Origin of the sequence: Oceanobacillus sp. MO10714A (genome assembly GCF_037072045.1) — a bacterium.
Lineage (GTDB): Bacteria > Bacillota > Bacilli > Bacillales > Amphibacillaceae > Oceanobacillus > Oceanobacillus indicireducens.
The window spans coordinates 119,817-146,466 of record NZ_JAXHDC010000001.1; the positions used below are offsets into that span (position 1 = coordinate 119,817).

Genomic DNA, 26,650 nt, shown 5'->3' on the forward strand with positions numbered 1-26,650 from the left:
AAATGGAATGTTGGATAAACCAATGGTCATCGGTGTTGCAGGAGGAAGTGGAAGCGGAAAAACATCTGTAACAAGAGCAATCTATGATCGCTTTACCGATAAATCAATTCTTGTCCTTGAACAAGATTATTACTATAAAAATCAAGCACATTTATCATTCGAAGAGAGATTAAATACGAATTACGATCATCCATTTGCGTTTGATAATGATTTATTGATTCAACATGTTAAAGACTTGACGGAGAAAAAGACGATTGAGAAGCCGGTCTATGATTATAAATTGCATACCCGCTCCGATAAAGTGATTCATGTAGAACCAAAAGATGTCATTATTGTGGAAGGGATTCTTATCCTGGAAGATGCTGAGCTCCGTGAATTGATGGATATTAAAGTATTTGTTGATACGGATGCAGATTTAAGGATCATACGCCGATTAATGCGGGATATCAAGGAAAGAGGTCGGAGTCTGGATTCAGTTATCGATCAATACTTGAGCAACGTACGACCATCCCATGAGCAGTTTATCGAACCGACAAAGCGCTATGCAGATATTATCATCCCGGAAGGTGGACAGAACCATGTAGCAATTGATATCATGGCATCTAAAATAGAAACAATGTTGTCACACAAAAACTAATTTCAATGTAAAAATATATTGATAAATTAGGAGAACTCTGCCATGATGGTGAATAGCATATTCTCATACATCTCATAAATGCGGTCAAAGCGCATACATTTAATGCAAGTGCAGGATTTATTCTTAATGAAAGTGGAAAAATATAAAGGAGTGTTTTACATGTCTACAGAGAAAAGTTATTATATGACAGCCGAGGGGAAAGAAAAATTAGAGAAAGAATTACATTATTTAAAAACGGATAGAAGACAAGAAGTCGTTGAAAGGATTAAAATAGCCCGTGATTTCGGTGACTTGTCTGAGAACTCCGAGTATGATTCTGCCAAAGAGGAACAAGCTTTTGTTGAACAACGAATTACCCAATTAGAAAAAATGATCCGTAATGCAGTGATCATTGAAAATACAGATACAAACTCAAACATCGTGTCCTTAGGGAAATCTGTTACTTTCCAAGAACTTCCAGACGGTGATGAGGAAACTTATACAATCGTGGGAAGCGCTGAAGCTGACCCATTTGAAGGTAAAATTTCTAATGATTCACCAATTGCCAAAAGCTTGCTCGGTCAAGAAGTTGGTACGGAAGTTACTGTTACGACTCCAGGAGGCGACTTCCAAGTTCGCATTACAAAAGTCGAATAATAAAATATTAAAGAACGAGCAGCGGGGGAGACTCTGCTGCTTTTTAAATCTTTCGTCATGGTACAATTCTGATATGTCCAGCTTATTTTCTCCCCATAAATCTTATGGTATGATACTATAAAGTCAAACTTCAATCATTGGGGGTTCGACGTACTGAATGTACGAGTCTGACGTTGCGATAAGCGTCTCGTACTTAGATGACATTTATCCTTTATGATTGTTAGTTGAACGAATCAGGTGTTAGCGTCCGTTATCCCTCGAAACTTTTTAGGTACACGCTCAAGTTTTCGGTGGGAGTTTTACTGACGATCGCATCGTGATAAACGGGAACGAGGAGGTAAAATAAAGATGACAAAAAATAACTCGCGTATGGACAAGTTTGAAAAACGTAGGAGAAACACCAAATTTATTAATTATTTTCTTACAATAGCTGCCGTCCTGGTGTTATTTTTAATCGGCGCTTGGATTTTCGGAGGCAATGATAAGAAAGCATCTGATGATAACGAGGGTTCGACAAGTGAAGAAGATTCATTTTTCCTGGAAACCGAAGATGAAAATGAAAAACCAGATGATGAAGAAGCGAATGGAAAAGAAGATAGTGACGACAGTGAAGTAGATGAAGATGATCGCAACAAAGATGAAGAAGATGAATCTGTTGATGAAAATGAATCAGAGGAAAATGATGATTATGACGAAATTGAGACGGTAGAAACAGAGCCATCAGATGATGATGTTGCAGAAGCGGTTATGGGTAACTGGCCACCAATTGGTACAGAGCAAACTGGTCCACATACAACTAATTATGAAGATGGCTCAGCTGACCGAATTGAGATTAAACGGGCGGCTTCAAAGGTAACTGGCATCCCGGAAGATGATTTAATTGAAGTTTGGATTGGAAATGGAGGAGATCAGAAAGTGGTCGCCACTGTTTCGAACCGTGCTCAAACTGAAAAATATCGTATTTTCATGTCTTGGATTGACGAAGAAGGTTGGCAACCAACCAAACTAGAAACATTGAAATGATGAAAAGTTGAACTAAAAAGCTGGAGGTAACAACATGATTGGAATCATCGGAGCAATGGATGAAGAAATAGCTTATTTACTGGAGAACATGGATAACCGAACAGAAATCACAGTTGCTGGTTGCCATTTTATCCAAGGGGAATTAGCAGGAAAAGAGATTGTGTTATTAAAATCTGGAATCGGTAAAGTGAATGCAGCAATGGGAACGACAATTATGATGGAACGCTTCCACCCACAGTTCATTATTAATACCGGTTCTGCCGGAGGTTTCTCAGATAATCTTAATGTGGGGGATCTTGTGATTTCTAATGAAGTTGTACATCATGACGTAGATGTTACTGCGTTTGATTATGTTTATGGCCAAGTACCGGGTCTACCTGCTACATTTAAAGCAGATGAACGTCTTGTCCAGTTGACCGCAGATGCGGTAAAAGGGTTAGGAATAAACTTTGAAATCGGTCTAATAGCTACTGGTGATTCATTTATGGAAGATGAAGTCAAAGTAAATACAGCGCGATTTAAGTTTCCAGAAATGATTGCCGCTGAAATGGAAGCAGCTGCTATAGCTCAAGTATGTGCTCAATATGAGACTCCATTTGTCGTTATCCGAGCGCTTTCTGATATCGCAGGAAAGGATTCGTCTGTTTCCTTTGACGCATTCCTTAAAACGGCGGCAAAAAACGCTTCTGAATTAATTATGAAGGTTGTAAAAACTGTATAGATACAAACTCGGATAGAGGAATTCACTTTGAATTCCTCTGTCTTTATTTCAGTCGTTCTGTTTACTTCTTTCCTGTCGGTAATACTCATGGAAAACCTTCATTAAAGCACGTTTCTCAATGCGGGAAACGTAGCTTCTTGATATGTTTAACTTTTTTGCAATTTCTCGCTGGGTCATTTCATTTTTATCGTGAAGTCCATATCGGTAGATGATTACTTCTTTTTCCCGTTCATCGAGAACTTTGAAGAAATGTTGCATCTTATCGATCTCCATGTTCAATTGGATATATTCGATGATGTTTTCATTTTCAGCCTCTAAAATATCGATCAGACTGATTTCATTGCCTTCTTTATCCTGACCGATGGGGTCGTGGAGAGAGACGTCTTTCTTTACCTTTTTTAAGGCGCGGAGATGCATGAGGATTTCATTTTCAATACAACGTGCGGCATACGTGGCTAATTTTGTTCCCTTATCTACTGAAAAGCTTTCTACTCCTTTAATGAGACCGATCGTTCCAATTGAGATCAAATCTTCCGTGTCTTCGCCGGTATTATCGAACTTTTTAACAATATGAGCTACTAAACGCAAATTATGTTCGATTAATTTGTTCCTTGCTTCACCATCCCCTTCAAGCATTGCTTTTATATATTTTGCCTCCTCCTTGGAAGAGAGCGGTTGCGGAAAGGCGTGATTCTTTATATAGGAAACGAAAAACATTGCTTCCTTCATGATGACAGCAAGAACAGATAAAATTCCAGACAAGGACAAACACCCCCACAATAAAGTCTTCACTTTCAATTAGGCTACAGCCTATAGTAAACTGTATGATTTATGGGGGTAAATAGTGTATGTCCATTAAAGTTTTCTTGATTTAGGAAAAAATCGACAAAAACAGGGGCGAGTTAGCTGATTTTTTCTATTAACGGTACTGTTTTATCTTGTTGTTAAGACTTCTCTTATCAATTTCCTTCTTGATCAGTGACAGAAAATCTTGACTAAGATTTAACTTACGTGCTTTTATATATGATTCTACAAGCAGTTCATCGGATAAATTTTCCATATTATAATCCCCCAAAATTATCGTCATGAGAATGTTCAATTAATAATTTAACATGTTTCCAAAACGAGGACAAGACACAAGTTATCTACAGGTAAATGTAGATAACTTGTGCATAATTCGCTGTTTACCGATAAAAATGTTGTATTAAAGGGATTTTTTTAGTGAATAAGGTTATCCCCAATTTTTGAATTGTCAATTTATGTCGAACGATTTTTTAAATAAATCGGAAGAAAACGGGTATAAAGCTTGGCTGAATAGAATATACTTCAGATTTTTTATAAAAAATAACCCGACGTGATTTTTCGTCGGGTTAGTAAATAAATACTGTGATCATTCTTTTTCAAAAATTAATATAGCAGTATTCGCTATTGTATCTGATCCTAGAGCTCCGCCTTGAAAAACAGAGTTGAATTTAATGTCTTTTAGCGTAACATCAGTTTTGGACTCATTGGAAATAACCTCGTTTATTTTCTCTTCAAAAGTATACGTGTCTTCAGCATAGACAACTTTAGTAAATACCAAGTCAATACCCCTTTCTTCCTTAAATTAGATAATAGATAAGTATTTGTTAACTACTCAACCTTCGCACCCTGAAACAGCAAGGTATACCATATATACCATCATCAGCAAAAACTACGAATTCCTTTCATTAAGCGTAAGTCCGCAACTCTCTTTCCGGGGTCCGCAGTCCAGACACCTCTCGCTTTCCGCGGGCGGCTGGTGAGCCTCCTCGCGGGCAAGCCCGCTGCGGGGTCTCACCTAGGCCTATCCTCCCGCAGGAGTCTCGAGGTGTCTGGACTGCTCCCATCAATGACCGAATTTGGAACACTATTTTTCATTTAAGGAATTGGGAATTAGAACTCTCATTATAGTGGGATAGTTTCCGTTAATATTAACCCTCTCTACCAGTTCAGTTGCCCGGTGGACGGTGACTCCTGCGGGAATAGCACGAGTCCGGAGACCCCGCAGGGCGGTAGCCCGAGGAGGCTTCGGCTGTGCCCGCGGAAAGCATCCGTCCACCGGGCAACTGAACGGCGATTAGAGTTCTAAACTAAAGGAACGAGCAAAGACACTTACGCTGAATAAAAGGATCATTTCTTTGGTTTTCGTGTGTGAAGGTTTAGTTTATTATAAAAGCATATCACACATCAGAACAATTAACCGAACAAGAAGGCGGAAATTAGAATTAAATAGAAGTTTACATCAGTAGTTAGTTTATCTTTCACCCTAATTAAGCTATTATAGGATAAGATAATACTACGGAAAGATGAATAATGAGGTGTAGGAAGTGCTTAATAGGTTTTTACCGAATGAAAATGTGAAAAGTATCTTTGATATCCAACCGGAAAAATTGAAAACACGGGGGATCAAAGGAATCATTACAGATCTTGATAATACATTAGTTGCCTGGGATGTACGCGATGCAACTCCTGAGGTAGTCAAATGGTTTGAACAAATGAAAGAACACGATATTAAAGTTACAATCATATCCAATAATAATTTGGACCGGGTCAAAGCGTTTTCTGATCCGCTAGGGACTCCATACGTATATAGCGCAAGGAAACCATTGCGTAGGGCTTTTAACAGAGTCGCAAAGGAAATGAATCTAGAGAAAGATGAAATCGTTGTGATTGGTGACCAGCTTTTGACAGATGTACTTGGAGGAAATTCAGCTGGATTCTATACGATATTAGTTGTGCCGATTGTGCAGTCTGATGCGAAGATTACACAGTTTAATCGGAGAATTGAAAGAATGATTTTAAACTATTTCCGCTCCAAAGGAAAAATCAGCTGGGAGGACGAATAAATGGAAACAATATATTGTGAAGGTTGCGGAGCGCAAATTCAAACAGAAGATAAAGAAAAAATCGGCTATGCTCCTGCTGCTGCACTAGAGAAAGAAGTCGTGCTTTGCCAGCGCTGCTTTCGACTGAAACATTATAATGAAACACAGGATGTACCGATGACAGATGATGACTTTTTGAAAATGGTTAGTTCTATCCGCGAGTCGGAAGGATTAATCGTTCATATGATTGATATATTTGACGTCCACGGAAGTCTCATTGAGAGCCTTCCAAGAATTACCGGAAACAATCCGATTATATTAGTAGGAAATAAACTTGATTTATTGCCAAAGTCGACGAATCCAAATAAACTCATCCAGTGGTTAAGGAAGGAAGCGAAAGATGCTGGTATTAAAGTTCAAGATGTATTTTTAATATCTTCGGTGAAAGGGACGGGAATTGATGAGCTGAAGGAAGCAATCGACTATGAACGAAATGGCCAAGATGTTTATGTAGTCGGAACGACGAATGTAGGAAAATCAACATTTATCAACACACTCATTAAACAGTCGACTGGACATAAAAATGTAATAACGACATCTTATTTCCCGGGAACAACGTTAGGATTTATTCAAATCCCGTTAGATGATTCAGCTTCGTTGATTGATACACCTGGTATTGTGAATAAACAGCAGATTGCGCATTATCTTTCCCCAGAAGACTTAAAAGTTGTTACACCGAGAAAAGAAATTAAGTCTCGAGGTTTTCAATTAAATTCTGGACAAACCCTGTTCTTTGGCGGTTTGGCAAGACTGGATTTTGTTAAGGGTGAACGACTTGCTTTTATTTGTTATTTCGCAAATGAGTTGGAGATTCATCGGACTAAGTTGGAAAAAGCCGATGAATTGTATGAATCACATCTCGGTGGATTATTATCACCGCCGACAGAAGAAAGTATCGAGCTCTTGCCTCCATTCATAGAGCATTCCTTCAAGATTTCAGGAGGTAAAAAAGATATCGTATTTCCAGGACTTGGTTGGGTAACGGTGAGTGGGGAAGAAGCGACCGTCGTTGTTCACAGTCCGAAAGGGGTTTCTGCTGGAGTTAGAAATTCATTAATATAGGGGGAAGGTTCATTGTACAAGTTAGGGCTGATCGGGTATCCAATTCAGCATTCGTTATCACCATGGATACATGAGCGATTATTACAGAAAGCAGAATTACAAGGGGAATATCGTCTATTTGAAATTACTCCAGAAGATGATTTTAAAGAAAAGGTGTTGGAGTTAAAGGAAAAACAATTGGACGGCTTTAACGTTACCGTACCGTATAAAGAGAAAATCATTCCCTACTTAAATGACATGGATGATATTGCAAAGGAAATGCAGGCGGTTAATACGGTCGTAAATGAAAAAGGAAGATGGGTGGGTTACAATACAGACGGGATTGGTTACGTACGATCACTTGAAAATGCTTATCCCGACTTATTCGAGCATTTAAATAGGAAGATAATGATTCTGGGTGCAGGTGGAGCAGCTCGAGGAATCTACTACGCCCTAACTAAATTTGGTTTCGCTCAAATCGATATTGCAAATCGTACACAGGAAAAAGCGGAAGATATAGCAAAGTTGGGTAAGGATAATACTAAGACAAAAATTTTCACGATTGAGGAAGCTAGCCGGCATCTAGATGAATATGACTTGATTATCCAGACGACTTCAATTGGTATGAAAAGTGTTGACTTAAAGCCGATTGTCCAATTGAATCGGTTGAATCCCGAGACAATCATGAGTGATATCGTTTATCAACCGCTTAAAACCCAGATTCTGCAAGATGCAGAACGTCTCGGAGCAAGAATATTATTAGGGCATACGATGTTGCTTTACCAGGCGCAATATGCGTTTGAAATCTGGACAGGTATGTGCCCAGATGTGCAAGAAATGGAATACGAACTATTAGCTGTATTGGAAGGAAGATAATATGTTGACAGGAAAACAAAAAAGATTTTTACGCGCGGAAGCTCATCATTTAAAACCGATTTTCCAAGTTGGAAAAATTGGTGTAAATGATAATATGATCGAACAGATTATAGACGTTTTGGAAAAGAGAGAGTTAATAAAGGTCAGTGTACTGCAAAATTGTCTCGAAGATAAAGCGACGGTTGCGGACAAGCTAGTTCAAGGGGCGGATGCAGAACTCGTGCAAATCATCGGGAATAATATTATCCTTTATAAGGAATCAGTGGAAAATAAACAAATTGAGTTGCCTTAAAAAGGATGGATGGTGACATGATGAGGATTGGTATTCTTGGAGGAACATTCGACCCGCCGCACTTAGGCCATTTAATCATTGCCGAAGAAGTCCGGTTAGCGCTCGAGTTGGATGAGATCTGGTTTATCCCAACTTACACACCTCCTCATAAAAATGATGCAAAGACGGAAGTACATGACCGCATTAAAATGATTGAACTGGCAATCGAAACGAACCCGTATTTTAAAATAAGTACAATCGAAATTAAACGATCCGGGAAATCATATACGATTGATACGATGAAGGAATTAACCACCTTGTACCCGGATTATGAATTTTATTTTCTTATCGGGGCTGATATGGTGGAATACCTTCCGAATTGGCACCGTATAGACGAGCTTATTAAACTCGTGCCATTTGTAGGTGTGAAACGCTCTGGCTATGAATTAGCAACAGATTACAATATATTGACGGTAAATATTCCATTGATTGATATTTCTTCGACAGAGATTCGCAATCGTCTACAGAATAACCGATCGGCGAAATATCTCGTGCCAGAGCGTGTAGATGCTTATATTAGAGGAGAGCGGTTATATGGATTTGAAGGAAGCAATTGAATTAGTAAAACAAGAACTAAAAGCTCCACGATTTGAGCATACGTTACGTGTGATTGAAACGAGTGGAGTACTAGCCAAACGCTTTAAAGAATCTACCGAAAAGGCAAAGCTTGCAGCAGCACTCCATGACTACGCCAAGAACTGGCCTGTGGAAGATTTGAAAACCTATCTTGTAAATAATCATTTATCTAACGATTTATTAACGTACCACTCGGAATTATGGCATGGACCTGTCGCGTCGCACGTAATGGAAAATGAATATGGCATCACGGACTCCGATGTACTTCAAGCCATTGCACACCATACGACAGGCCGAGCTGGTATGACGAATATCGAAAAAATTGTCTATCTCGCAGATTATATCGAACCTGGCAGGGATATACCAGGTATTGACGAAGTTCGTGCAGCGAGTGAACAAAGTTTAGATTATGCATGCTGGTTAGTTGCGAGAAATACGTTAAATTATCTGATACAGAAGAAAGTGACAATCCACCCGGATTCGTTTCACGCATATAATGATTTAACAAGAACAATTCATACGGAGGGATTATTGAATGGAAATGAATGAAATCGTTCAGTCGATCGCGGAAGCTTGTGATGATAAACGTGCGGAAAATATTATTGCTCTAGATATGAATCAAGTATCTTTAGTTGCGGATTATTTTCTAATTTGTCACGGTAACACGGAACGTCAAGTACAGGCGATTGCGCGGGCGATCAAGGATGAAATGGATGAACAAGATATTGAAGTTAATCGAATGGAAGGGTTTGAACAGGCGCGCTGGGTACTGATCGACCTTGGTGATATTGTTTGTCACATATTCCATAAAGATGAACGCAGCTACTATAATTTAGAGCGGCTATGGGGAGATGCAGCGGAAGTTCCGCTTCATATCGGACAAGAGGGTTAATGATGGTGTATCGGCGCATGGCTGAAGTATATGATCATTTAATGACTCACGCCCCCTACGAACAATGGGTGGATTTTACGGAGGAAATGATTCGTTTTTCCAAAACTCACGTAAAGCGGATTGCCGATCTTGGCTGTGGTACTGGAGAAATAACGACTAGACTTGCTGAAAGAGGCTATGAGATGACCGGGATTGATTATTCTGCGGAAATGCTTACGTATGCTGAACATAAAGCGAGTGCAAATAAGATTACAGTCAATTGGTTGCATCAAGATATCAGAGAGCTTTCAGGACTGAGAGATTACGATCTTGCCATCAGTTACTGTGATGTTATCAATTATATAACGGAACCAGAAGAAATCCGCAAAACATTTCAGCATGTATTTAATCTATTGAAGCCAGGTGGTTTATTTCTCTTCGATGTTCATCATTTACCATTTATTTTGGATTACTATGTTAATGAAACATTTGCGGAAGTAACCGATGAAGCTTCTTATATCTGGTTTTGTATTCCGGGCGAAGAAGTTGGGGAAATGTATCATGACCTAACCTTTTATTATTTGCAGGATGGATTGTATGAACGATTTGACGAACAGCATCATCAACGGACATTTTCTATCAATTTTTACAAAGAAATTTTACAACAGAGCGGCTTTGAAAATGTTAAAGTGTATGCCGATTTTGCAGTAAATGATGAAAGCATCGCTGATGATGCTGCAAGAATTTTCTTTTCCGCAAGAAAAACCTCGAGATAATTCAATTATCTTGAGGTTTTTCTGTAGGCAGGAGTTTAACGTTCGATGTCGAACCATATGATTAAGCCCCCTAAACTGTCTATTCCACATAAGTATTTCCCCATCTAAGGATGTGACCCCACTATGTCAGATGCCAAAAAGAAAATAATATTCGTTGCTGGAATTGGTCTAGCAGTACTACTTTTTTTCTTCATAACTGGTAAATCTGTGAAAGAAGAGAGCAAGCCAAACAACCTCCATGCGGCAGGGGAAGATGCCGAAGCAATCATTGGCCCGGCAGAGGAACAGGAGACGACTTTTGAAAATGTAATTATTGATATTAAAGGAGAAGTAAAGAAGCCTGGAGTGTATGAGATGAGTCCGGATGCCCGTGTGAATGATGTAATTGAAATCGCTGGTGGATTTACAGAAGATGCAGATGTTCAGCTTATCAATCTTGCGCAAAAAGTCCATGATGAAATGTCTCTCATTGTATATAAGCAAGGGGAAGAATCGGGGGCAAATCCTGCAAGCCCAGCTGATGGAGAAGCGGAAGGAAAGATTCGCATTAATGATGCAAGTCAAGAAGAGATAGAATCATTAAATGGAATTGGTCCCGCCAAAGCCCAAGCAATTATTCAATACCGGGAAGAAAACGGATTGTTTCAACAGGCAGAGGATCTTCTGGATATTTCAGGAATTGGTGAAAAAACATTAGCTAATTTCATTGATCAAATTCAAGTCCCGTAAAGTATGGATTGACGAAAAATAGAGTTGACAGGTAAACTAGGGTAATAGAAACAGTTGGGGGGGTTACGATTGAAAAGAATTTCATGGGATCAATATTTTATGGCACAAAGCCATCTATTGGCATTAAGAAGTACATGCGAACGACTTATGGTCGGTGCAACGATTGTCCGGGATAAAAGAATCATTGCGGGCGGTTATAATGGCAGTGTATCAGGAAGTGTACACTGTATAGATGAAGGATGTTACGTAATTGACGGACACTGTGTAAGAACTGTTCATGCGGAAGCCAACGCACTTTTACAATGTGCAAAATTCGGTGTCCCGACGGAAGGAGCCGATATCTATGTAACACATTTCCCTTGTCTGCAGTGCTGTAAACAGCTCATTCAAAGCGGAATTCGAACCGTTTATTATGCACAGGATTATCGAAATCATCCTTATGCGATCGAATTATTTGAACAAACAGGCGTAAAAACGGTGAAAGTTACTTTAGACTATCTCACATTTGACACACATTACAAGGAAAAACAAGAACTCGTTGAAAAGTTATATACAAAATTGGCTGAGAATGGAGAAGACAATGAAGTACAAGAGTTCAAAGAAGAAGTAGAGCGACTATTCTTGAACGAATAGACTCCCCTTTATCACGGACAGTCCAAATCATTCCTGTGGAAGAGGAATTTGGGCTGTTCTAAAAGGAGATTGTAAAATGAAAGGTTACTGGCATATTGTAGCATTATCAGCACTAGTAGCTGCAATATCTGTTTTGTTTGAGTGGAACTTGTTTATCTTGATGTTTCTTTGGCTCGCATATTTGTTTGCTAGTCATCGGTTGAAAATATTACCATTACTCCTATCTATTATTTCCTACCTCTTTTTCTTTTATTATCTGCCACACGTAGAGGCAGATATATCTTCACAGAAAAACTCCAACGACTCCACATTTCTTCAAGGGAAAATAATCCGCTCACCGATTATTCAAGAAAATAAAATTGAACTTGTTGTAGAAGACGATACAACCGCCGATAACGTGCTGGTGATTTATTTCCCTGACGAGAGGGAAATCGCTCCTAATGAAACAGCTTTGTTGAAATACGGGGCTGAATGTATCGTTCATGGTAAAATCGAATACCCGGAAGGTGCAAGCAATCCCGGTGAATTTGATTACCGACAATTCCTATTAAAGAAGGAAATTACGAAACAGATTGTTGTTCATGATCTAACGGATATCGATTGTGTCGGTGCTTCCTTCTGGCACAGATTTATTTACCTCCGCCAGCTCTTATTGCATCAAGCACCAGAAAATATCAGTGATTATACTGCTGCTTGGGTCAATGCGCTTGTTTTGGGTGATGATTCTAGGATTGATCCATCGGTCATTCGATTGTTCCAGGATTGGGGACTATCCCATATACTTGCGATTTCCGGACTGCATATAGGGATTGTTGTAGGACTCGTCTATTTTTTACTTATTAAAACATCAGCCATGACGAGGGAGAAAGCAGAACTTGTTGTCTTGTTATTTTTACCGCTTTATGCTGTACTTGCTGGTGGTGAACCATCTGTGCTACGTGCAAGTGCAATGGTTGTTTTGTTCATCATTTTAAGGCGAATGAAAATTTCAGTGACTGCACTCGATATCATTAGTGTCGTTTTTATCCTGTTGCTTCTCTTTGACCGGTTTATCATTTATCATATAGGGTTTCAGTTTTCGTTCCTCGTCACATTTGGAATTATCCTTACGCGTAAATGGTTGTCCCTTGTATCATCCTCATTTTACCAGGTGTTGATTATCAGTTTTATATCCCAGATGGTTATTCTTCCAATCCAGCTCAATTACTTTTCCCTTTTTCAACCGTTATCGATTCTATTGAATCTAGTAATTATCCCGTATTTTTCTATTTTTGTTATTCCGTTTATGTTTTTCTTTTTATTATTTTCTTTTTTGCCAGAATCCATATTACATGCTTTCGATATATTATTTACCGGTATTCATTATAATGTGCTTTTATTTATTGAATGGGTGGATGAATACTTTAATTACCCTTTGTATGTATCTGATTTACCTGTTGCTTTTTTTATTTGTTACTATCTCTGTTTAGTGGTGAGTCTCGTCTTGGTGGAAAGAGAGAGATTGAAGGAAGCTTTCATCGGATTTAGCCTTCTTACGCTTGTATTAACTGGCTATGCAGCTGCTCCTTACTTTTCGGCCAAAGGAACTGTAACGATGTTAGATATTGGACAGGGTGATGCTTTTATTATTGAATTACCGTACCGAGAAGGTGTGATTATGATTGATGCTGGTGCAAGCTTCTCTTTTACTGATATGGAACCTTCACCAACCGTGTATGAACGGATCATTAAGCCTTATATGCGGTCTCGGGGAATTCATGAAATAGATGCATTGTTTATATCCCATGAAGACCTTGATCATTTCGGAAGTCTTGAATTTATGATAGAGGATGGAGTTGTGAAAGAAGTTTATGTCAGCGATTACTATGTATTTGAACCGAAGTTGATGCAAAAGCTTATGGATCATCAAGTTCCATTACAACGCATCGAGGTTGGAAGTACGATTAATATTCAAGGACAGCCCTTTACGGTGGTCTCTCCTGTAGTAGATAAACAGGATGCCAATGAAAATTCTTTGGTGCTTTTTACAGAAATTGGTGGTCGCAGCTGGTTGTTCACTGGGGATATAGGCGAAGCAGAGGAATTGGAAATTATGAAGCACTATCAAGTTCAGGCAGATGTTATTAAAATAGCTCATCATGGCAGTAATACATCATCCAATCCGTTATTTCTGCAATCCCTTCAAAGTAATGATGCATTTATTTCTGTTGGGAGAGGTAATTCATACGGGCACCCAACGAAAGAGGTAATTGAAACATTAGAAGAACTAGGTATCCGAATTTTTCGCACGGACAAGCACGGAGCCGTACAATATATATTTGGTGAAGATGAGGCACGGTTCGAAACATTTTTACCGTATTAAAAAAGAGACTGAATAATTTTCAGTCTCTTTTTGGAATGCTTTTATTTTTAGCTACCGATAACGTTAAACACGACCCCAATCGCAAAAATTAGGAAAAAGAATAAAAATGAAAACACAAAACCAAATCCTGAATCGATCACGTCATTATTTTTAGATTGTGGATTATTTTCAAATTCGTTCATCATACCCCTCCTTGTCATCCAACACTAGTATAAGATAAAAAGAATGAAAAATCCACTTGTAATATAAGTTGCTCTATTTTCGCATCTAAATACTAAAATTAGTTTATCCTATCAAGCACTCGAAGTCGGACGGGGTATATCACAATCCATAAAATAAACCACAGAAGCTTTCATACGGCGTAAGTGCAACTCTTACCTGGAGGTTCGCAGTCCAGACACCTCTCGCTTTCCGCAGGCGGCTGGTGAGCCTCCTCGGGCTGTCGCCCTGCGGGGTCTCACCTATGCCTATCCTCCTGCAGGAGTCTCGAGGTGTCTGGACTGCTCCGAGGAATGCCCTAGTTTGGAACGCTATTTTTCATTTTAGGAATTAGATCGCTTATTATAGTGGTGGGTTAGTTTCCATTAATAATAACCCTCTCTACCAGTTCAGTTGCCCGGCGGACGGTGACTCCAACGGGAAAAGCACGAGTCCGAAGACCCCGCAGGAAGCGCTTTTCTTCCGAGGAGGCTGAGGCCGTGCCCGTGGAAAGCATCCGTCCGCCGGGCAACTGAACGGTAATTAGAACGCCAAAAAAAACTGAAAGAGCTAGACACTTACGCTGTATGAAAGCGATTAATAGACTTTTTGGATTTTATAAAGGGAATTTCCTAGTTATTTTAGGCTGCGCAGGTTGAGTAAGTTGCTGGAAGAAATAAAATTAGTTCTTTGATATATTGTGCCTCATTGTTATGATACAATCAAAAGTAGCAACATACATAACTGGAGTGGTTCTGCGTGTCATATATGGAAGTATTGAAACAAATTAAGAAAAAACAAATCGCACCAATTTATTTTTTCTATGGTTCCGAAAGCTTTTTCCTCCAACAATTGAAACAGCAATTAATTGAAAAGGTAGCAGCAAATGATGAGGATAGTTTAGCTGTCTATGACCTGGAAGAAGTACCAATAGAGGCGGCTGTAGGGGATGCAGAAACGTATCCATTTTTTAGTGAACGGAAATTGGTTATTGCTGAAAATCCGGTCTTTTTAAAAGCGAAACCTGATAAATTAACTTTCGAACACGATCTGCTTGCACTTGAACGGTATCTAGCAGCACCTGTTGATTATACGGTTCTCGTCATCATAGCTCCATATGAGAAAATTGATGAACGAAAGAAAATAAGTAAGCTGCTGAAAAAGCATGCAACCGTTGCTGCTTGCAATCCAATCAAAGATAATGATTTAAAACAATGGGTAAACTCTATCGCAAGCCAATTGCAAGTGACAATTAATGATGAAGCGTATGAAATAATGGAGGCTGAGCTATCGAACAATCTGCATCAATTGGAAAATGAACTGCAGAAGCTAGCACTTTATGTTGGTCCGAACGGTGAAGTAACAAAAGATATTGCCGAAGAGCTTGTCTCTCATACGACGACAAGTTCGGCATTGCGTTTAGTAGACGCAGTGATTGAAAAGGATTTACATAAAGCAATCCGGATTTTTAAAGATCTATTAAAAATGAAAGAAGAGCCGATTGCGATGATCTCCTTAATCGCGTTCCAATTTCGTTCGATATTACGGGTGAAATTATTAAAGCAGCAGGGGTATAGTCAGTTTCAAATGCAAAAACAGCTTGGAGTACACCCTTACGTTGTAAAAATTGCTCTAAACCGGGAACGTCAATTCACTGTAGATAAGTTAGAACGCATTATCATTCAGCTGGCAGACACAGATGCAACGATAAAATCAGGAAAAATGGAGAAAGAGATGGCATTTGAATTAATGCTATATGATTTAATTGAAACAGCATAAAGGAAAAATAAAAAAAAACGATCCAGCGCTTGGATCGTTTTTTATTTATGCACCTAGATTATTCACTTTTTTAATTAAACGAGTTTTATGACGCTCTCCATTATTTTTGTGAATAATACCTTTTTGGACAACTTTATCAATCTTCTTGATTGTTGCATTTAGTGCTGTTTTAGCATTTTCCACATCATTTGCTTCTACATACTTTTCTACCTGTTTAATGGCAGTACGCATGTCAGATTTTTTTGCTAGGTTCAGCGAACGTTTCTTATCATTAGTACGTACACGTTTGATAGCAGATTTAATGTTAGCCATGATGTCACCTCCTATAGAAGAATTGGGTGGTTAATAAAAGCATTTTTATTTTTCAACCATCTCTTCGTATCGCTTTTTCATTAACAAAGTAATTTTACCAAACTAGGCTTAAGTTTTCAACAGAATTATTATATTATCTTTCGTGCATGAATCATAGCACTTTCGTTCATTCTAAGGATAACAGGAAAAATATTTGTAATTACTGGAGGAAGAGCGGAATGGACGATAAGAAAAATTATCAAGTTCGTACAGACTTAGCGGTAGAAGCAAGGGATATGTATGTAGAGCAAGAAAAACCAGCAAGTGAGATTCAAGGGGTCATCGTTAAAGACAGAGACCAAGATGGGATAAGGATTTCTTACGTAGATATAGATGCAGCGGGTGCAAAACAAATTGGAAAAAAAGAAGGTGCATATGTCACGATTTATGCGGATGGAGTCAAGTCGCAGGATACAAAAAGGCAAAAGGCAGCGGCAGATATTCTTGCGATGGAACTCCGTAACTTATTAAAGAAGAACGATGTCCCGCAAGATGCGGAAGGGTTAATTGTAGGTCTTGGGAATTGGAATGTTACACCAGATGCACTCGGCCCAATGACAGCTGAAAAAATCTTGGTCACAAGTCATCTTTTTAGGCTTGATTACGAGACTGTGACAGAGGGTTATCGCCCAGTCGCATCTGTCACTCCTGGAGTCATGGGAGTGACAGGAATTGAAACGAGTGACATTGTGCTAGGGATTGTTGAGAAGTTTGATCCAGATTTTGTCATCGCGATTGACGCACTTGCCGCTCGGTCGATTGAACGAGTAAATGAAACGATACAATTGTCTGATTCGGGGATTCACCCCGGTTCTGGGGTAGGGAATAAACGAAAAGAACTTAGTAAAGACACACTCGGAATCCCGGTTATAGCAATTGGAGTACCGACGGTTGTTGACGCGGTAACGATTACGAGTGATACAATCGATTTTTTATTGAAACATTTTGGTAGGGAATGGAAAGAAAAAGATTTACCAAGTAAAGCATTAACGCCAGGTGGGCTTGCATTTGGTTCAAAGAAGTTTACGGAGGAAGACCTTCCTGATTCTGAACAACGTAAGACAGTACTTGGAATTGTAGGAGGTTTAACAGAGGAAGAGAAAAGGCAGCTAATTTCCGAGGTTCTGACCCCGATTGGTCATAACTTGATGGTTACGCCGAAAGAAGTAGATGGATTCATGCTCGATATGGCTCATCTGTTGGCAGAAGGAATAAACCATGCCCTGCATGAGAATATTGATGGAAGTGAATCTGCGAGCTTTACAAGATAATTACTATATTTACTAGAAAACATGGTTCTACCAACTAGATTTCTGTCATAGAGTTAATTGTACAGGAAATCAGGGGGGTAGAATCATGTTTTATTCTAAAAATAATCGGTCATTTGGACGAGTACGAAAGCTCTTAGCTTTAGCAGCAAGCTTTTTCCTTATCTTTGTCATTGTTGGTTATATGACAACAACGCCACCTGCCAACCGATTATCGTCCAGTATGATTTCAAAGTGGACTAGTGATATTGACGGTTCCGTTTTTCTGAATTTATTAGGCATGGAAAATAGAGCGCTCATGCTTCATTACGAAGAACATAATCAACTACATACACTTTCCAAAAGTTTATTTCAATTAGTGACAAGTATTAAACCACAAGATTTCCGAAGTTTACTTGGTAATGAACTACCGGGATTTTCAAGATACGACAGAGAAATACTAATTGCGGGAGAAGGAACGGATTATTCCAATTTACCAGTTGAATCAAGTTTCCCACTGGAAGATGTATTAGAGGAGAGGCAAGCTGTTTACGAAGAAAATGAGGAAACAGAAGAAACAGAAGAAGCGCCGCCAGAAGAAGCGGAAGAGTTACAGGATACGGTGTTTATTTATAACACACATAACCGGGAAGCGTTCTTGCCGCATTTACCTGATGTGGATGATTCTAACCTTGCCCATCACGGGGAGATAAATATTACAAAAGTTTCTGAGCGAATGAAGGAAGATTTGGCTAAAAAAGGAATCGGAGCAATTGTAGACGATACAGATATTATTGGTGAAGTGCTTTTGGATAGGGGTTGGGAATATTGGAAGTCTTATGACGCATCGCGAGAAGTTGTAGCGGAAGCATTTTCCCAGCACGGAGACTTGAAATATGCATTTGATATCCACCGAGATAGCATGCCGCGAGATGTTACGACAAAAGAAGTGAATGGAGAAATCTATGCTCGTATCATGTTCGTTATTGGGCAAGATAATCCTTCCTTTCAAAAGAATTTCGAACTAGCTGAAAGTCTGCATAATAAACTAGAAGAAAAATATCCCGGTTTAAGTCGAGGAGTCGTTCCTCAAGGCGGGGCCAATAATAATGGTGTCTATAACCAAGACCTGTCAGAAAATCTATTGGTTCTTGAAATCGGCGGAGTTGATAATACATTAGAAGAAACATATCGGACGGTTCAAGCGCTAGTTGACGTTTTCAGTGATCATTACTGGGATGCCGAAGCTGTACAAGGAAACTAAGGGGGAGAGAAAATGCGTTTCATTACCATCTTATTATTATTTGCCGTTTGCTTTTTGGGGGGCGCTTTATATGGAGTCAACCAGGAGAGAAGCGCTTATGAGGAGCAGCCAAGAGAGGTTGCAGAAGTACGGGAAGAGCAACCAAATGAAGAACAACCAAACATTGAGGCAGAGGAACGGCGGGCAGTGGAAGTCGGAAACACATACGAACCTATCGAAGAAACTACACTCACCCCAACCGACTCAACCCCAGCCTATAAAGCGGCCTCAGCACTTGAAACAATCGTAAACTTCTTCTATGAAATCGTCGTCGAACTACTATACCAAGTATCAAGATTGTTTTACTAAAAAAGTAAAACCTTCGTGTAAATGGCGTTTGGCATACGTTTGTTCTTGAATATCCTTGTCTCAATTGCTATAATCAATGCTAGCATTTATCACCAAATTTATATGCCCGGCAAAGGAACAATCAAGCTAAATCGGGTTGTAGGAGTGAACAACAGGAATGGTGAAAGAACAAAGAAACGTACGTAATTTTTCTATCATTGCCCATATCGATCACGGGAAGTCAACGCTGGCTGACCGTATCTTAGAAAACACAAAGGCAATTTCCAAACGAGAAATGAAAGAACAAATCCTCGATGGAATGGACTTGGAGCGTGAACGCGGAATAACGATTAAATTAAATGCCGTTCAGCTCGAATATACAAGTAAAAAAGGCGAGGATTTTACCTTTCATTTAATCGATACACCGGGGCACGTCGATTTCACATATGAAGTATCGCGGAGTCTTGCAGCTTGTGAAGGGGCAATTCTAGTTGTGGACGCCGCACAAGGAATTGAAGCCCAAACTTTAGCAAACGTCTATCTTGCCATGGAGAATGACCTGGAAATCATTCCAGTCATTAATAAGATTGACTTACCGAATGCGGATACAGATAGAGTGAAGCAGGAGCTGGAAGATGTGTTGGGCATCGATCCAGATGAAGTTATTCTTGCATCGGCTAAATCTAATATTGGAATTGAAGACATTTTAGAGCGGGTAACAGAAGTAATTCCACCGCCAGCTGGTAATCCGGCTGACCCTCTAAAAGCACTTATTTTCGACTCGCTTTATGACCCTTACCGGGGTGTAGTTGCCTACGTTTGTATTAAGGAAGGTTCCATGAAAGTCGGGGATAAAATTAAAATGTTCTCGACAGATAAAGAATTCGAAGTGAATGATGTCGGTGTGTTTAAGCCGAAAATCACATCTACAGATGAATTAGTAGTAGGGGATGTCGGTTATTTTACAGCTTCAATGAAAAATGTTGGAGACACGCAAGTCGGTGACACCGTTACGTTAGTCAACCGTCCAGCAAAAGAAGCATTACCAGGTTACCGCCGCTTGAATCCGATGGTTTTCTGTGGTCTTTATCCCGTAGAATCCAATAATTATAATGACTTGCGAGAAGCGCTGGAACGTTTAGAATTGAATGATTCTTCCTTGCAATATGAAGCTGAGACTTCCCAAGCTTTAGGCTTCGGTTTCCGTTGCGGATTTTTAGGTCTGCTTCATATGGAGATTATTCAAGAACGGATTGAAAGGGAGTTCGGCATTGATTTAATCACGACAGCACCTAGTGTTATTTTCGAAGTCATGAAGACGAATGGCGAGAAACTCGTTGTCGATAATCCCGCAGATATGCCAGATCCTCAAGTGATTGAGTCAATAAGCGAACCTTTCGTAGAAGCAACTATAATGGTACCGAATGATTTCGTTGGTGCAGTTATGGAAATTGCCCAGAGGAAACGCGGGCAATTTATTAATATGGACTATTTAGATGATATTCGAGTGAATGTTATTTATCATATTCCTTTATCTGAAATCGTTTATGACTTCTTCGATCAGCTAAAATCGAGCACAAAAGGCTATGCTTCCTTTGATTATGAATTTATTGGTTACAAAGAATCCCAACTTGTTAAGATGGACATCTTGTTGAACCATGAAACAATCGACGCACTATCCTTTATCGTGCACAGGGACTTTGCGTATGAACGCGGTAAACAAATTGTTGAAAAACTGAAGAAACTTATTCCACGTCAACAGTTTGAAGTTCCGGTTCAGGCGGCGATTGGAAATAAAATAGTTGCCCGTTCGACGATAAAAGCCGTTAGAAAAGATGTTACAGCGAAACTATATGGCGGAGACGTCAGTCGGAAACGAAAACTATTAGAGAAGCAGAAAGAAGGTAAGAAGCGGATGAAAATGGTCGGATCCGTGGAAGTGCCTCAAGAAGCGTTCATGGCAGTATTAGAAATGGATGATGAATAGATGACATTAACAAAGGCGGAAGCGCCCTTGCAGGTTAAAAACGCGACGTCCTGTCGCTACACCTGCACTAGCACATCCTGTGCGTCGTAGCAACGTACAAACTGGAGCACTCCGGAATGAGATAAAGGAAACATGCCTCTTTAGGGGTAGACGTGAGTTGGGCTTTAGCCCGAATTTAAACGGCCCTCCTTTAGTTTTGAGTTGATGTTGACTTATCGATTGGAGGAGTGTGAAGTTTGATAGTTGCTCGTCGTGTTGCAAGCATACTCGGCGAAGAAACACTCCTCGCAAAGCCGCAAGAAGATTACTCGTAGAAGTTTACTCAAGAAGTAATTCATTTGGGCTTTGCTGGGCGCAGAGCGGACGTGGCCAGCCCTGGATATCTTATTTATCCACAGCATTTATGTTTTATAGTTTCCTATGTGATAAGAAAAGCTTGAAAGCGAAACGCTCTCAGGCTTTTCCTTTTCGTCCGGATTCTTCAAATAAGGAAAAGAGGTACACGATGAGTTGCATACAATCAGCATATATCCATATTCCGTTTTGTAAACAAATGTGTCATTATTGCAATTTCGTTAAATATTATTATACCGAGAAACGTGCTACAGAGTATTTACACGCACTCGAGAAAGAAATCGAGAGCTATATTCCCGGAGATGGGAATAAACTTCGTACCATTTATATCGGTGGGGGAACACCGACCGCATTGGATAAAGAGCAATTAATATGGATGTTCGAGATGTTGCACCGGAAGTTTGATATAGCCGGATTAGAAGAATTCACTATTGAATTAAATCCCGGGGATATAGACGAAGAGAAAGCGGATATATTAAAAGCGTACGGAATCAATCGAATTTCATTTGGCGTTCAAGTGATGGACGATGACATGTTGGCACAGCTGGGCCGGGTCCACCGAGTAAAAGATGTTTATCAAACCGTAAATATTCTCTCGAAAAAAGAGTTTACGAATATAAGCCTTGACTTAATTTATGCACTCCCAAATCAATCGGTGGAACAATTCCAACAATCATTGAAGGAAGCGCTGCAATTTAAGTTACCGCATTATTCCACTTACGCCCTGCAAATCGAACCGCAAACCGTTTTTTACAAACGGCATAAAAAAGGACTGTTGCACCGACCGCGTGAAGAAGATGAGGTAACAATGTACCAAATTTTAAAAGAGTCGATGGCAGCAAACGGAGTGAAACAATACGAAATCAGTAATTTTGCAAAGCCAGGGTTTGAAAGTAAGCATAACTTAACATACTGGAATAATGAGTATTATTATGGATTTGGTGCGGGGGCATCTGGATATGTTCCAGGTAAGCGAATTGCCAACCTTCGTCCATTACCTATTTATATCGAAAAAGCAGGAAGTGGAGAAAAGCCGATCCTTGAAATTGATAAGATCGGAGTAAGGGAGGAAATTGAAGAGGAATTAATGCTCGGACTCCGGAAAAATGCCGGATATGATGAACGGATTTTCCAGCATAAATTTGGTCTTTCTTTAAAAGACTTTTACAGCGAACAGCTTAAGAAGTTGATAGGACAAGGATTACTCACCGTAAAACAAGGTGTTTGGAAATTAACGGATGAGGGGATGCTACTAGCAAATCTTGTATTTGAAGAATTTATCCTTGACGATCAAGAACTCGAAGAAAAAATGAGGAGAGCTAAGTTTATTGACAAAAACCTGCCGATTTGATAGTTTATAAATAGAATTAGCACTCGAGAAGTTGGAGTGCTAACAGAGGTGAACATCATGCTGACTGAGAGGCAACTATTATTATTACAGGTTATAATTGATGACTTTATAGACACTGCCCATCCTGTTGGTTCGCGGGTGCTAGCTAAAAAAGGAACCATTCCTTTTAGTGCTGCAACAATCCGTAATGAAATGGCGGATTTGGAAGAACTTGGATTTCTTGAGAAGATGCATTCATCATCTGGACGAATTCCATCTGAAAAAGGGTATCGTTACTATGTCGACCATTTAATTAAACCAGTTTCTCATAATAAATATCGTGGAATCGTCAGCAAGTTAGTGCAAGAAGGCATCTATGAATTTGAGCAAATTGTTCAGATGTCGGCTGAGATTTTATCAGAGCTGACGAGTTATACAGCAATCATTCTCGGTCCTGAAATTTTTGAAACCCAATTAAAGCAACTGCAGATTGTGCCACTTTCTTCGCAGACTGCTGTTGCGATATTGATTACAAATACGGGACATGTCGAACACCGAATGGTTTCATTGCCAGAAGCAATTAATGCTTCTGACTTGGAAAAGCTCGTAAATATTATTAATCAGAAGCTGGTCGGGATTCCGATTGTGAAGCTCCAAAATATATTTTATACTGAAATGGCGGACATTATGAAACGCTATCTGGATGATTACGAAAACTCTTTGAAGTATTTAAAAGCGATTTTTTTAACGGATTATCCAGTGAAGGTATATGTGAGCGGCACATCGAACATGCTGATGCAGCCTGAATTTAATGATATCGACAAAGTACGCTCTTTTTATACTTTGATGGATAAAGAAGATGAGCTCATTAAGTTACTTAAGGATTCGACCCCAGGTATTGAAGTGACGATTGGGAATGAAAATGAAGTAGAAGCAATTAAAGATTTCAGTTTGATCACTTCATCCCTCCGTCATGAGGAAGAGCAGATTGGTACAATTGCACTGCTCGGTCCGAAACGAATGGAGTATCGTAAAGTTATTTCGTTACTAAAAGGATTGTCGAATGAAATGACAAATACCTTATATATGTGGTATAAGGACAAAGAGTGAGCAGTTTCGATGCGTGGCAGGGGAAGGCACCTGTGTCTATAATTCCCTACCACCATTTCTGCTGGTTTTTTACGGAAATATAGTGAGTGGAGGTGTCGCTTGTGGCAGAGAATAAAGAGCAAGCACAAGCAAATGAAGAAATAAAAGCAGAAGAGGCGGATGTTGTCGAAGAAGCTGAGCAAGAAGTTATTACGGATGAAGAAACAGCTGCTAATGATGATGAATTTGCAGCACTTCAAAAAGAGAAAGATGATTTATACGATCGCTTACTTAGATTGCAGGCAGAATATGATAACTTCAAAAGACGTACGCAAAAGGAAAAAGAAGCTGAGCGGAAGTATAAGGCTCAAGATATCGTGAATGACTTGCTACCAGTGCTTGATAACTTTGAACGAGCCCTACAAGTAGAACAGACGGAAGCTACGAGTAATCTGATTGAAGGGATTTCCATGGTTTACCGTCAATTGCAAGATGTCCTGACAAACAATGGGGTGGAAGTTATTGAGACGGAGGGTAAAGAATTCGATCCAAACTTGCATCATGCTGTGCTGCAAGTTGAAGATGAAGCTCACGAATCAAACCACATTGTTGAGGAATTACAAAAAGGGTATATGTTAAAAGATCGCGTGATCCGACCATCTATGGTTAAAGTTAATAAATAAGTGATTCAGTCAAGGAGGAAATGAGAAGTATGAGTAAAATAATCGGTATTGACCTAGGTACTACAAACTCTTGTGTGGCAGTAATGGAAGGTGGAGAATCTGTTGTAATTCCGAACCCGGAAGGTAACAGGACAACACCATCTGTTGTTGCGTTTAAAAATGGTGAAAGGCAAGTCGGGGAGATTGCAAAACGTCAAGCAATCACGAACCCGGATACAATTCAGTCCATTAAGCGCCATATGGGTACAGACTACAAAGTAAAAATTGAGGATAAAGAATATACACCTCAAGAAGTTTCTGCAATTATTTTACAGCACATTAAAGCATATGCAGAAGACTATACTGGAGAAAAAATTGATAAGGCAGTTATTACGGTACCAGCTTACTTCAATGACTCAGAGCGTCAAGCTACGAAAGATGCTGGAAGAATCGCTGGCCTTGAAGTAGAGCGTATTATTAATGAGCCAACTGCAGCGGCTTTGGCATATGGAATTGATAAAGAAGATGAAGATCAAACAATTCTTGTATTCGACCTTGGTGGAGGTACATTTGACGTATCCGTCCTTGATATCGGTGATGGAACGTTCGAAGTACTTGCTACAGCAGGAGACAACCGTCTAGGTGGGGATGATTTCGACCAAGTTGTTATTGATTACATGGTGGAAGAGTTCCGTAAAGAAAACGGCATTGATCTTTCACAGGATAAAATGGCTACACAGCGTTTGAAAGATGCTGCAGAGAAAGCCAAAAAAGAATTATCTGGAGTTTCCCAAACACAAATCTCACTACCGTTTATTACAGCAGGAGAAGCTGGGCCATTACATTTAGAAATGACGTTATCTCGTGCGAAATTTGAAGAACTTTCTTCTAATTTAGTAGAACGTACAATGGTTCCGACACGTAAGGCATTATCAGATGCTGGATTCTCAGCAAGTGATATTGATAAAGTTCTTCTAGTTGGTGGTTCTACTCGTATTCCTGCAGTTCAAGAAGCAATTAAGAAAGAAATTGGTAAAGAACCTTCTAAAGGAGTTAACCCTGATGAAGTGGTTGCGCTTGGGGCTGCTATCCAAGGTGGGGTATTAGCTGGTGATGTTAAGGACGTATTATTACTGGACGTTACACCACTATCACTTGGAATTGAAACAATGGGCGGCGTAACAACGAAGCTGATTGAAAGAAATACAACAATCCCAACAAGCCACTCTCAAATATTCTCTACTGCTGCAGATAACCAAACAGCTGTAGACATTCATGTACTTCAAGGGGAGCGTGAAATGGCAGCAGATAACAAAACGCTTGGACGTTTCCAACTAACGGATATTCCGCCAGCACCTCGTGGTGTCCCGCAAATCGAAGTTACATTTGATATTGATGCAAACGGAATTGTAAACGTACGTGCAAAAGATAAAGGTACAAATAAAGAGCAATCCATCACAATCCAGTCTTCTTCTGGTCTATCCGATGAAGAAGTAGATAAGATGGTAAGAGAAGCTGAAGAGAATGCGGAAGCGGATAAACAGCGCCGTGAGGAAGTAGATCTTCGTAACGAAGCAGATCAACTCATATTCACAACAGATAAGACAATTACTGATCTTGGTGATAAAGTATCTGAAGAAGATAAAGCCCAAGCAGAGTCTGCTAAAGAAGAGCTTAAAAAAGCTTTAGAAGGTACTGATATTGAAGATATTAAAGCGAAAAAAGAAGCACTTGAGCAGCATGTACAGCAACTTTCTGTTAAATTATATGAGCAAATGCAACAGGAGCAACAAGCAGAAGGCGGTGCAACGGAAGCGTCTGGAGATGACGATGTCGTTGACGCAGACTATAAAGAAGTAGATGACGAAGAAAATAATAAATAGATTTTAACGAAAAAGTCAAAGTCAGGATTCTCTTGACTTTGACTTTTTTCAGGATAATTAC

29 protein-coding genes are annotated in these 26,650 nt (G+C 39.6%); 24 read left to right on the plus strand and 5 right to left on the minus strand.

The genetic code is table 11. The features are described from left to right. Positions 1 to 7: 7 nt before the first annotated feature. From udk to mtnN, 4 genes are all read left to right on the plus strand, one after another. Positions 8 to 637: a uridine kinase gene (gene udk, locus SPD53_RS00610; protein WP_336251361.1), complete on the plus strand. Its 630-nt coding sequence runs from the start codon at positions 8 to 10 to the stop codon at positions 635 to 637. A 159-nt stretch (positions 638 to 796) separates the two neighbouring features. Then, on the plus strand, positions 797 to 1,273 hold the full coding sequence (greA, locus tag SPD53_RS00615; protein ID WP_156856247.1) for a transcription elongation factor GreA: 477 nt from the start codon (positions 797 to 799) through the stop codon (positions 1,271 to 1,273). A gap of 348 nt (positions 1,274 to 1,621) precedes the next feature. Then, entirely contained in the window at positions 1,622 to 2,296 is a 675-nt protein-coding gene (locus SPD53_RS00620) for a YrrS family protein (protein ID WP_156856246.1), read from the plus strand. A 34-nt stretch (positions 2,297 to 2,330) separates the two neighbouring features. Continuing rightward, positions 2,331 to 3,017: a 5'-methylthioadenosine/S-adenosylhomocysteine nucleosidase gene (gene mtnN / locus SPD53_RS00625; RefSeq protein WP_156856245.1), complete on the plus strand. Its 687-nt coding sequence runs from the start codon at positions 2,331 to 2,333 to the stop codon at positions 3,015 to 3,017. Between the two features lie 48 nt (positions 3,018 to 3,065). Here the strand turns inward: mtnN and sigK are convergent, their stop codons facing one another. The 3 genes from sigK to SPD53_RS00640 all read right to left on the minus strand — a co-directional run bounded on the left by sigK (position 3,066) and on the right by SPD53_RS00640 (position 4,599). After that, the gene (gene sigK, locus SPD53_RS00630; RefSeq protein ID WP_156856244.1) at positions 3,066 to 3,779 is read right to left on the minus strand and encodes an RNA polymerase sporulation sigma factor SigK; all 714 of its coding nucleotides are present in this window, start codon (positions 3,777 to 3,779) and stop codon (positions 3,066 to 3,068) included. 157 nt (positions 3,780 to 3,936) lie between these two features. Next, positions 3,937 to 4,077, minus strand: coding sequence for a sporulation histidine kinase inhibitor Sda (locus SPD53_RS00635; RefSeq protein ID WP_156856337.1), 141 nt, complete (start codon positions 4,075 to 4,077; stop codon positions 3,937 to 3,939). Positions 4,078 to 4,407: 330 nt separating this feature from the next. Next, positions 4,408 to 4,599, minus strand: coding sequence for a hypothetical protein (locus SPD53_RS00640; protein WP_156856243.1), 192 nt, complete (start codon positions 4,597 to 4,599; stop codon positions 4,408 to 4,410). A 766-nt stretch (positions 4,600 to 5,365) separates the two neighbouring features. Between SPD53_RS00640 and SPD53_RS00645 the strand changes: the two genes are divergently transcribed. From SPD53_RS00645 to SPD53_RS00695, 11 genes are all read left to right on the plus strand, one after another. Next, on the plus strand, positions 5,366 to 5,884 hold the full coding sequence (locus SPD53_RS00645; protein ID WP_156858046.1) for a YqeG family HAD IIIA-type phosphatase: 519 nt from the start codon (positions 5,366 to 5,368) through the stop codon (positions 5,882 to 5,884). Further along, positions 5,885 to 6,985 (plus strand): ribosome biogenesis GTPase YqeH, encoded by a 1,101-nt coding sequence (gene yqeH, locus SPD53_RS00650; RefSeq protein WP_156858045.1) that lies wholly within the window; start codon positions 5,885 to 5,887, stop codon positions 6,983 to 6,985. A gap of 12 nt (positions 6,986 to 6,997) precedes the next feature. Then, complete coding sequence (aroE, locus tag SPD53_RS00655; RefSeq protein WP_156858044.1) at positions 6,998 to 7,840, plus strand: shikimate dehydrogenase; 843 nt, start codon at positions 6,998 to 7,000, stop codon at positions 7,838 to 7,840. Between the two features lies 1 nt (position 7,841). Further along, positions 7,842 to 8,132 carry a ribosome assembly RNA-binding protein YhbY gene (yhbY, locus tag SPD53_RS00660; protein ID WP_156858043.1) on the plus strand — a complete coding sequence of 97 codons (291 nt, stop codon included), beginning with the start codon at positions 7,842 to 7,844 and terminating at the stop codon, positions 8,130 to 8,132. A 5-nt stretch (positions 8,133 to 8,137) separates the two neighbouring features. Further along, the gene (locus tag SPD53_RS00665) at positions 8,138 to 8,728 is read left to right on the plus strand and encodes a nicotinate-nucleotide adenylyltransferase (RefSeq protein ID WP_336251362.1); all 591 of its coding nucleotides are present in this window, start codon (positions 8,138 to 8,140) and stop codon (positions 8,726 to 8,728) included. Further along, entirely contained in the window at positions 8,706 to 9,296 is a 591-nt protein-coding gene (gene yqeK, locus SPD53_RS00670; RefSeq protein WP_156858041.1) for a bis(5'-nucleosyl)-tetraphosphatase (symmetrical) YqeK, read from the plus strand. The genes SPD53_RS00665 and yqeK overlap by 23 nt, the downstream gene beginning before the upstream one ends. Further along, positions 9,283 to 9,639 (plus strand): ribosome silencing factor, encoded by a 357-nt coding sequence (rsfS, locus tag SPD53_RS00675; RefSeq protein ID WP_156858040.1) that lies wholly within the window; start codon positions 9,283 to 9,285, stop codon positions 9,637 to 9,639. Before yqeK ends, rsfS begins: the two co-directional genes overlap by 14 nt. Before the next feature lie 2 nt (positions 9,640 to 9,641). After that, complete coding sequence (locus tag SPD53_RS00680; protein WP_156858039.1) at positions 9,642 to 10,394, plus strand: methyltransferase domain-containing protein; 753 nt, start codon at positions 9,642 to 9,644, stop codon at positions 10,392 to 10,394. Between the two features lie 123 nt (positions 10,395 to 10,517). Then, positions 10,518 to 11,123, plus strand: coding sequence for a helix-hairpin-helix domain-containing protein (locus SPD53_RS00685; RefSeq protein ID WP_336251363.1), 606 nt, complete (start codon positions 10,518 to 10,520; stop codon positions 11,121 to 11,123). A gap of 69 nt (positions 11,124 to 11,192) precedes the next feature. Continuing rightward, positions 11,193 to 11,756 carry a ComE operon protein 2 gene (locus tag SPD53_RS00690; RefSeq protein ID WP_188856491.1) on the plus strand — a complete coding sequence of 188 codons (564 nt, stop codon included), beginning with the start codon at positions 11,193 to 11,195 and terminating at the stop codon, positions 11,754 to 11,756. 76 nt (positions 11,757 to 11,832) lie between these two features. Next, a complete protein-coding gene (locus tag SPD53_RS00695) occupies positions 11,833 to 14,118 on the plus strand; it encodes a DNA internalization-related competence protein ComEC/Rec2 (RefSeq protein ID WP_336251364.1) in 2,286 nt (761 codons plus the stop codon). 47 nt (positions 14,119 to 14,165) lie between these two features. Here SPD53_RS00695 and SPD53_RS00700 read toward each other — a convergent pair whose 3' ends face one another. Continuing rightward, positions 14,166 to 14,300 (minus strand): YqzM family protein, encoded by a 135-nt coding sequence (locus tag SPD53_RS00700; RefSeq protein ID WP_188856489.1) that lies wholly within the window; start codon positions 14,298 to 14,300, stop codon positions 14,166 to 14,168. Positions 14,301 to 15,084: 784 nt separating this feature from the next. Between SPD53_RS00700 and holA the strand changes: the two genes are divergently transcribed. Further along, positions 15,085 to 16,095: a DNA polymerase III subunit delta gene (gene holA / locus SPD53_RS00705; protein ID WP_336251568.1), complete on the plus strand. Its 1,011-nt coding sequence runs from the start codon at positions 15,085 to 15,087 to the stop codon at positions 16,093 to 16,095. A gap of 45 nt (positions 16,096 to 16,140) precedes the next feature. Here the strand turns inward: holA and rpsT are convergent, their stop codons facing one another. Beyond that, positions 16,141 to 16,407, minus strand: coding sequence for a 30S ribosomal protein S20 (gene rpsT, locus SPD53_RS00710; RefSeq protein ID WP_156856834.1), 267 nt, complete (start codon positions 16,405 to 16,407; stop codon positions 16,141 to 16,143). A gap of 218 nt (positions 16,408 to 16,625) precedes the next feature. On the opposite strand from rpsT, the gene gpr reads away from it, so the two are divergent. The 8 genes from gpr (at position 16,626) to dnaK (ending at position 26,589) form a co-directional block, all read left to right on the plus strand. Continuing rightward, positions 16,626 to 17,717, plus strand: a complete 1,092-nt coding sequence (gene gpr, locus SPD53_RS00715; RefSeq protein ID WP_336251365.1) for a GPR endopeptidase — start codon at positions 16,626 to 16,628, stop codon at positions 17,715 to 17,717. Positions 17,718 to 17,802: 85 nt separating this feature from the next. Further along, entirely contained in the window at positions 17,803 to 18,957 is a 1,155-nt protein-coding gene (gene spoIIP, locus SPD53_RS00720) for a stage II sporulation protein P (RefSeq protein WP_188856486.1), read from the plus strand. Between the two features lie 12 nt (positions 18,958 to 18,969). Next, entirely contained in the window at positions 18,970 to 19,305 is a 336-nt protein-coding gene (locus SPD53_RS00725) for a hypothetical protein (RefSeq protein WP_188856485.1), read from the plus strand. A 157-nt stretch (positions 19,306 to 19,462) separates the two neighbouring features. Beyond that, positions 19,463 to 21,271: a translation elongation factor 4 gene (gene lepA, locus SPD53_RS00730; RefSeq protein WP_336251366.1), complete on the plus strand. Its 1,809-nt coding sequence runs from the start codon at positions 19,463 to 19,465 to the stop codon at positions 21,269 to 21,271. A gap of 505 nt (positions 21,272 to 21,776) precedes the next feature. Then, positions 21,777 to 22,976, plus strand: a complete 1,200-nt coding sequence (hemW, locus tag SPD53_RS00735) for a radical SAM family heme chaperone HemW (RefSeq protein ID WP_336251367.1) — start codon at positions 21,777 to 21,779, stop codon at positions 22,974 to 22,976. Between the two features lie 57 nt (positions 22,977 to 23,033). Further along, positions 23,034 to 24,065 carry a heat-inducible transcriptional repressor HrcA gene (hrcA, locus tag SPD53_RS00740; RefSeq protein ID WP_156856843.1) on the plus strand — a complete coding sequence of 344 codons (1,032 nt, stop codon included), beginning with the start codon at positions 23,034 to 23,036 and terminating at the stop codon, positions 24,063 to 24,065. Positions 24,066 to 24,166: 101 nt separating this feature from the next. Continuing rightward, positions 24,167 to 24,727 (plus strand): nucleotide exchange factor GrpE, encoded by a 561-nt coding sequence (gene grpE, locus SPD53_RS00745; protein ID WP_156856828.1) that lies wholly within the window; start codon positions 24,167 to 24,169, stop codon positions 24,725 to 24,727. 29 nt (positions 24,728 to 24,756) lie between these two features. Continuing rightward, the gene (dnaK, locus tag SPD53_RS00750) at positions 24,757 to 26,589 is read left to right on the plus strand and encodes a molecular chaperone DnaK (RefSeq protein ID WP_156856827.1); all 1,833 of its coding nucleotides are present in this window, start codon (positions 24,757 to 24,759) and stop codon (positions 26,587 to 26,589) included. The last annotated feature ends 61 nt before the right edge of the window (positions 26,590 to 26,650 follow it).

What these genes read in the sequence shown, in the direction of transcription:
- udk (WP_336251361.1), top strand. Translation starts at nt 8, where the DNA reads ATGTTGGATAAACCAATGGTCATCGGTGTTGCAGGAGGAAGTGGAAGC.
- greA (WP_156856247.1), top strand. Translation starts at nt 797, where the DNA reads ATGTCTACAGAGAAAAGTTATTATATGACAGCCGAGGGGAAAGAAAAA.
- SPD53_RS00620 (WP_156856246.1), top strand. Translation starts at nt 1,622, where the DNA reads ATGACAAAAAATAACTCGCGTATGGACAAGTTTGAAAAACGTAGGAGA.
- mtnN (WP_156856245.1), top strand. Translation starts at nt 2,331, where the DNA reads ATGATTGGAATCATCGGAGCAATGGATGAAGAAATAGCTTATTTACTG.
- SPD53_RS00635 (WP_156856337.1), bottom strand. Translation starts at nt 4,077, where the DNA reads ATGGAAAATTTATCCGATGAACTGCTTGTAGAATCATATATAAAAGCA.
- yqeH (WP_156858045.1), top strand. Translation starts at nt 5,885, where the DNA reads ATGGAAACAATATATTGTGAAGGTTGCGGAGCGCAAATTCAAACAGAA.
- yhbY (WP_156858043.1), top strand. Translation starts at nt 7,842, where the DNA reads ATGTTGACAGGAAAACAAAAAAGATTTTTACGCGCGGAAGCTCATCAT.
- SPD53_RS00665 (WP_336251362.1), top strand. Translation starts at nt 8,138, where the DNA reads ATGGATGGTGACATGATGAGGATTGGTATTCTTGGAGGAACATTCGAC.
- yqeK (WP_156858041.1), top strand. Translation starts at nt 8,706, where the DNA reads ATGGATTTGAAGGAAGCAATTGAATTAGTAAAACAAGAACTAAAAGCT.
- rsfS (WP_156858040.1), top strand. Translation starts at nt 9,283, where the DNA reads ATGGAAATGAATGAAATCGTTCAGTCGATCGCGGAAGCTTGTGATGAT.
- SPD53_RS00680 (WP_156858039.1), top strand. Translation starts at nt 9,642, where the DNA reads ATGGTGTATCGGCGCATGGCTGAAGTATATGATCATTTAATGACTCAC.
- SPD53_RS00685 (WP_336251363.1), top strand. Translation starts at nt 10,518, where the DNA reads ATGTCAGATGCCAAAAAGAAAATAATATTCGTTGCTGGAATTGGTCTA.
- SPD53_RS00695 (WP_336251364.1), top strand. Translation starts at nt 11,833, where the DNA reads ATGAAAGGTTACTGGCATATTGTAGCATTATCAGCACTAGTAGCTGCA.
- SPD53_RS00700 (WP_188856489.1), bottom strand. Translation starts at nt 14,300, where the DNA reads ATGAACGAATTTGAAAATAATCCACAATCTAAAAATAATGACGTGATC.
- holA (WP_336251568.1), top strand. Translation starts at nt 15,085, where the DNA reads ATGGAAGTATTGAAACAAATTAAGAAAAAACAAATCGCACCAATTTAT.
- rpsT (WP_156856834.1), bottom strand. Translation starts at nt 16,407, where the DNA reads ATGGCTAACATTAAATCTGCTATCAAACGTGTACGTACTAATGATAAG.
- gpr (WP_336251365.1), top strand. Translation starts at nt 16,626, where the DNA reads ATGGACGATAAGAAAAATTATCAAGTTCGTACAGACTTAGCGGTAGAA.
- spoIIP (WP_188856486.1), top strand. Translation starts at nt 17,803, where the DNA reads ATGTTTTATTCTAAAAATAATCGGTCATTTGGACGAGTACGAAAGCTC.
- SPD53_RS00725 (WP_188856485.1), top strand. Translation starts at nt 18,970, where the DNA reads ATGCGTTTCATTACCATCTTATTATTATTTGCCGTTTGCTTTTTGGGG.
- lepA (WP_336251366.1), top strand. Translation starts at nt 19,463, where the DNA reads ATGGTGAAAGAACAAAGAAACGTACGTAATTTTTCTATCATTGCCCAT.
- hemW (WP_336251367.1), top strand. Translation starts at nt 21,777, where the DNA reads ATGAGTTGCATACAATCAGCATATATCCATATTCCGTTTTGTAAACAA.
- hrcA (WP_156856843.1), top strand. Translation starts at nt 23,034, where the DNA reads ATGCTGACTGAGAGGCAACTATTATTATTACAGGTTATAATTGATGAC.
- dnaK (WP_156856827.1), top strand. Translation starts at nt 24,757, where the DNA reads ATGAGTAAAATAATCGGTATTGACCTAGGTACTACAAACTCTTGTGTG.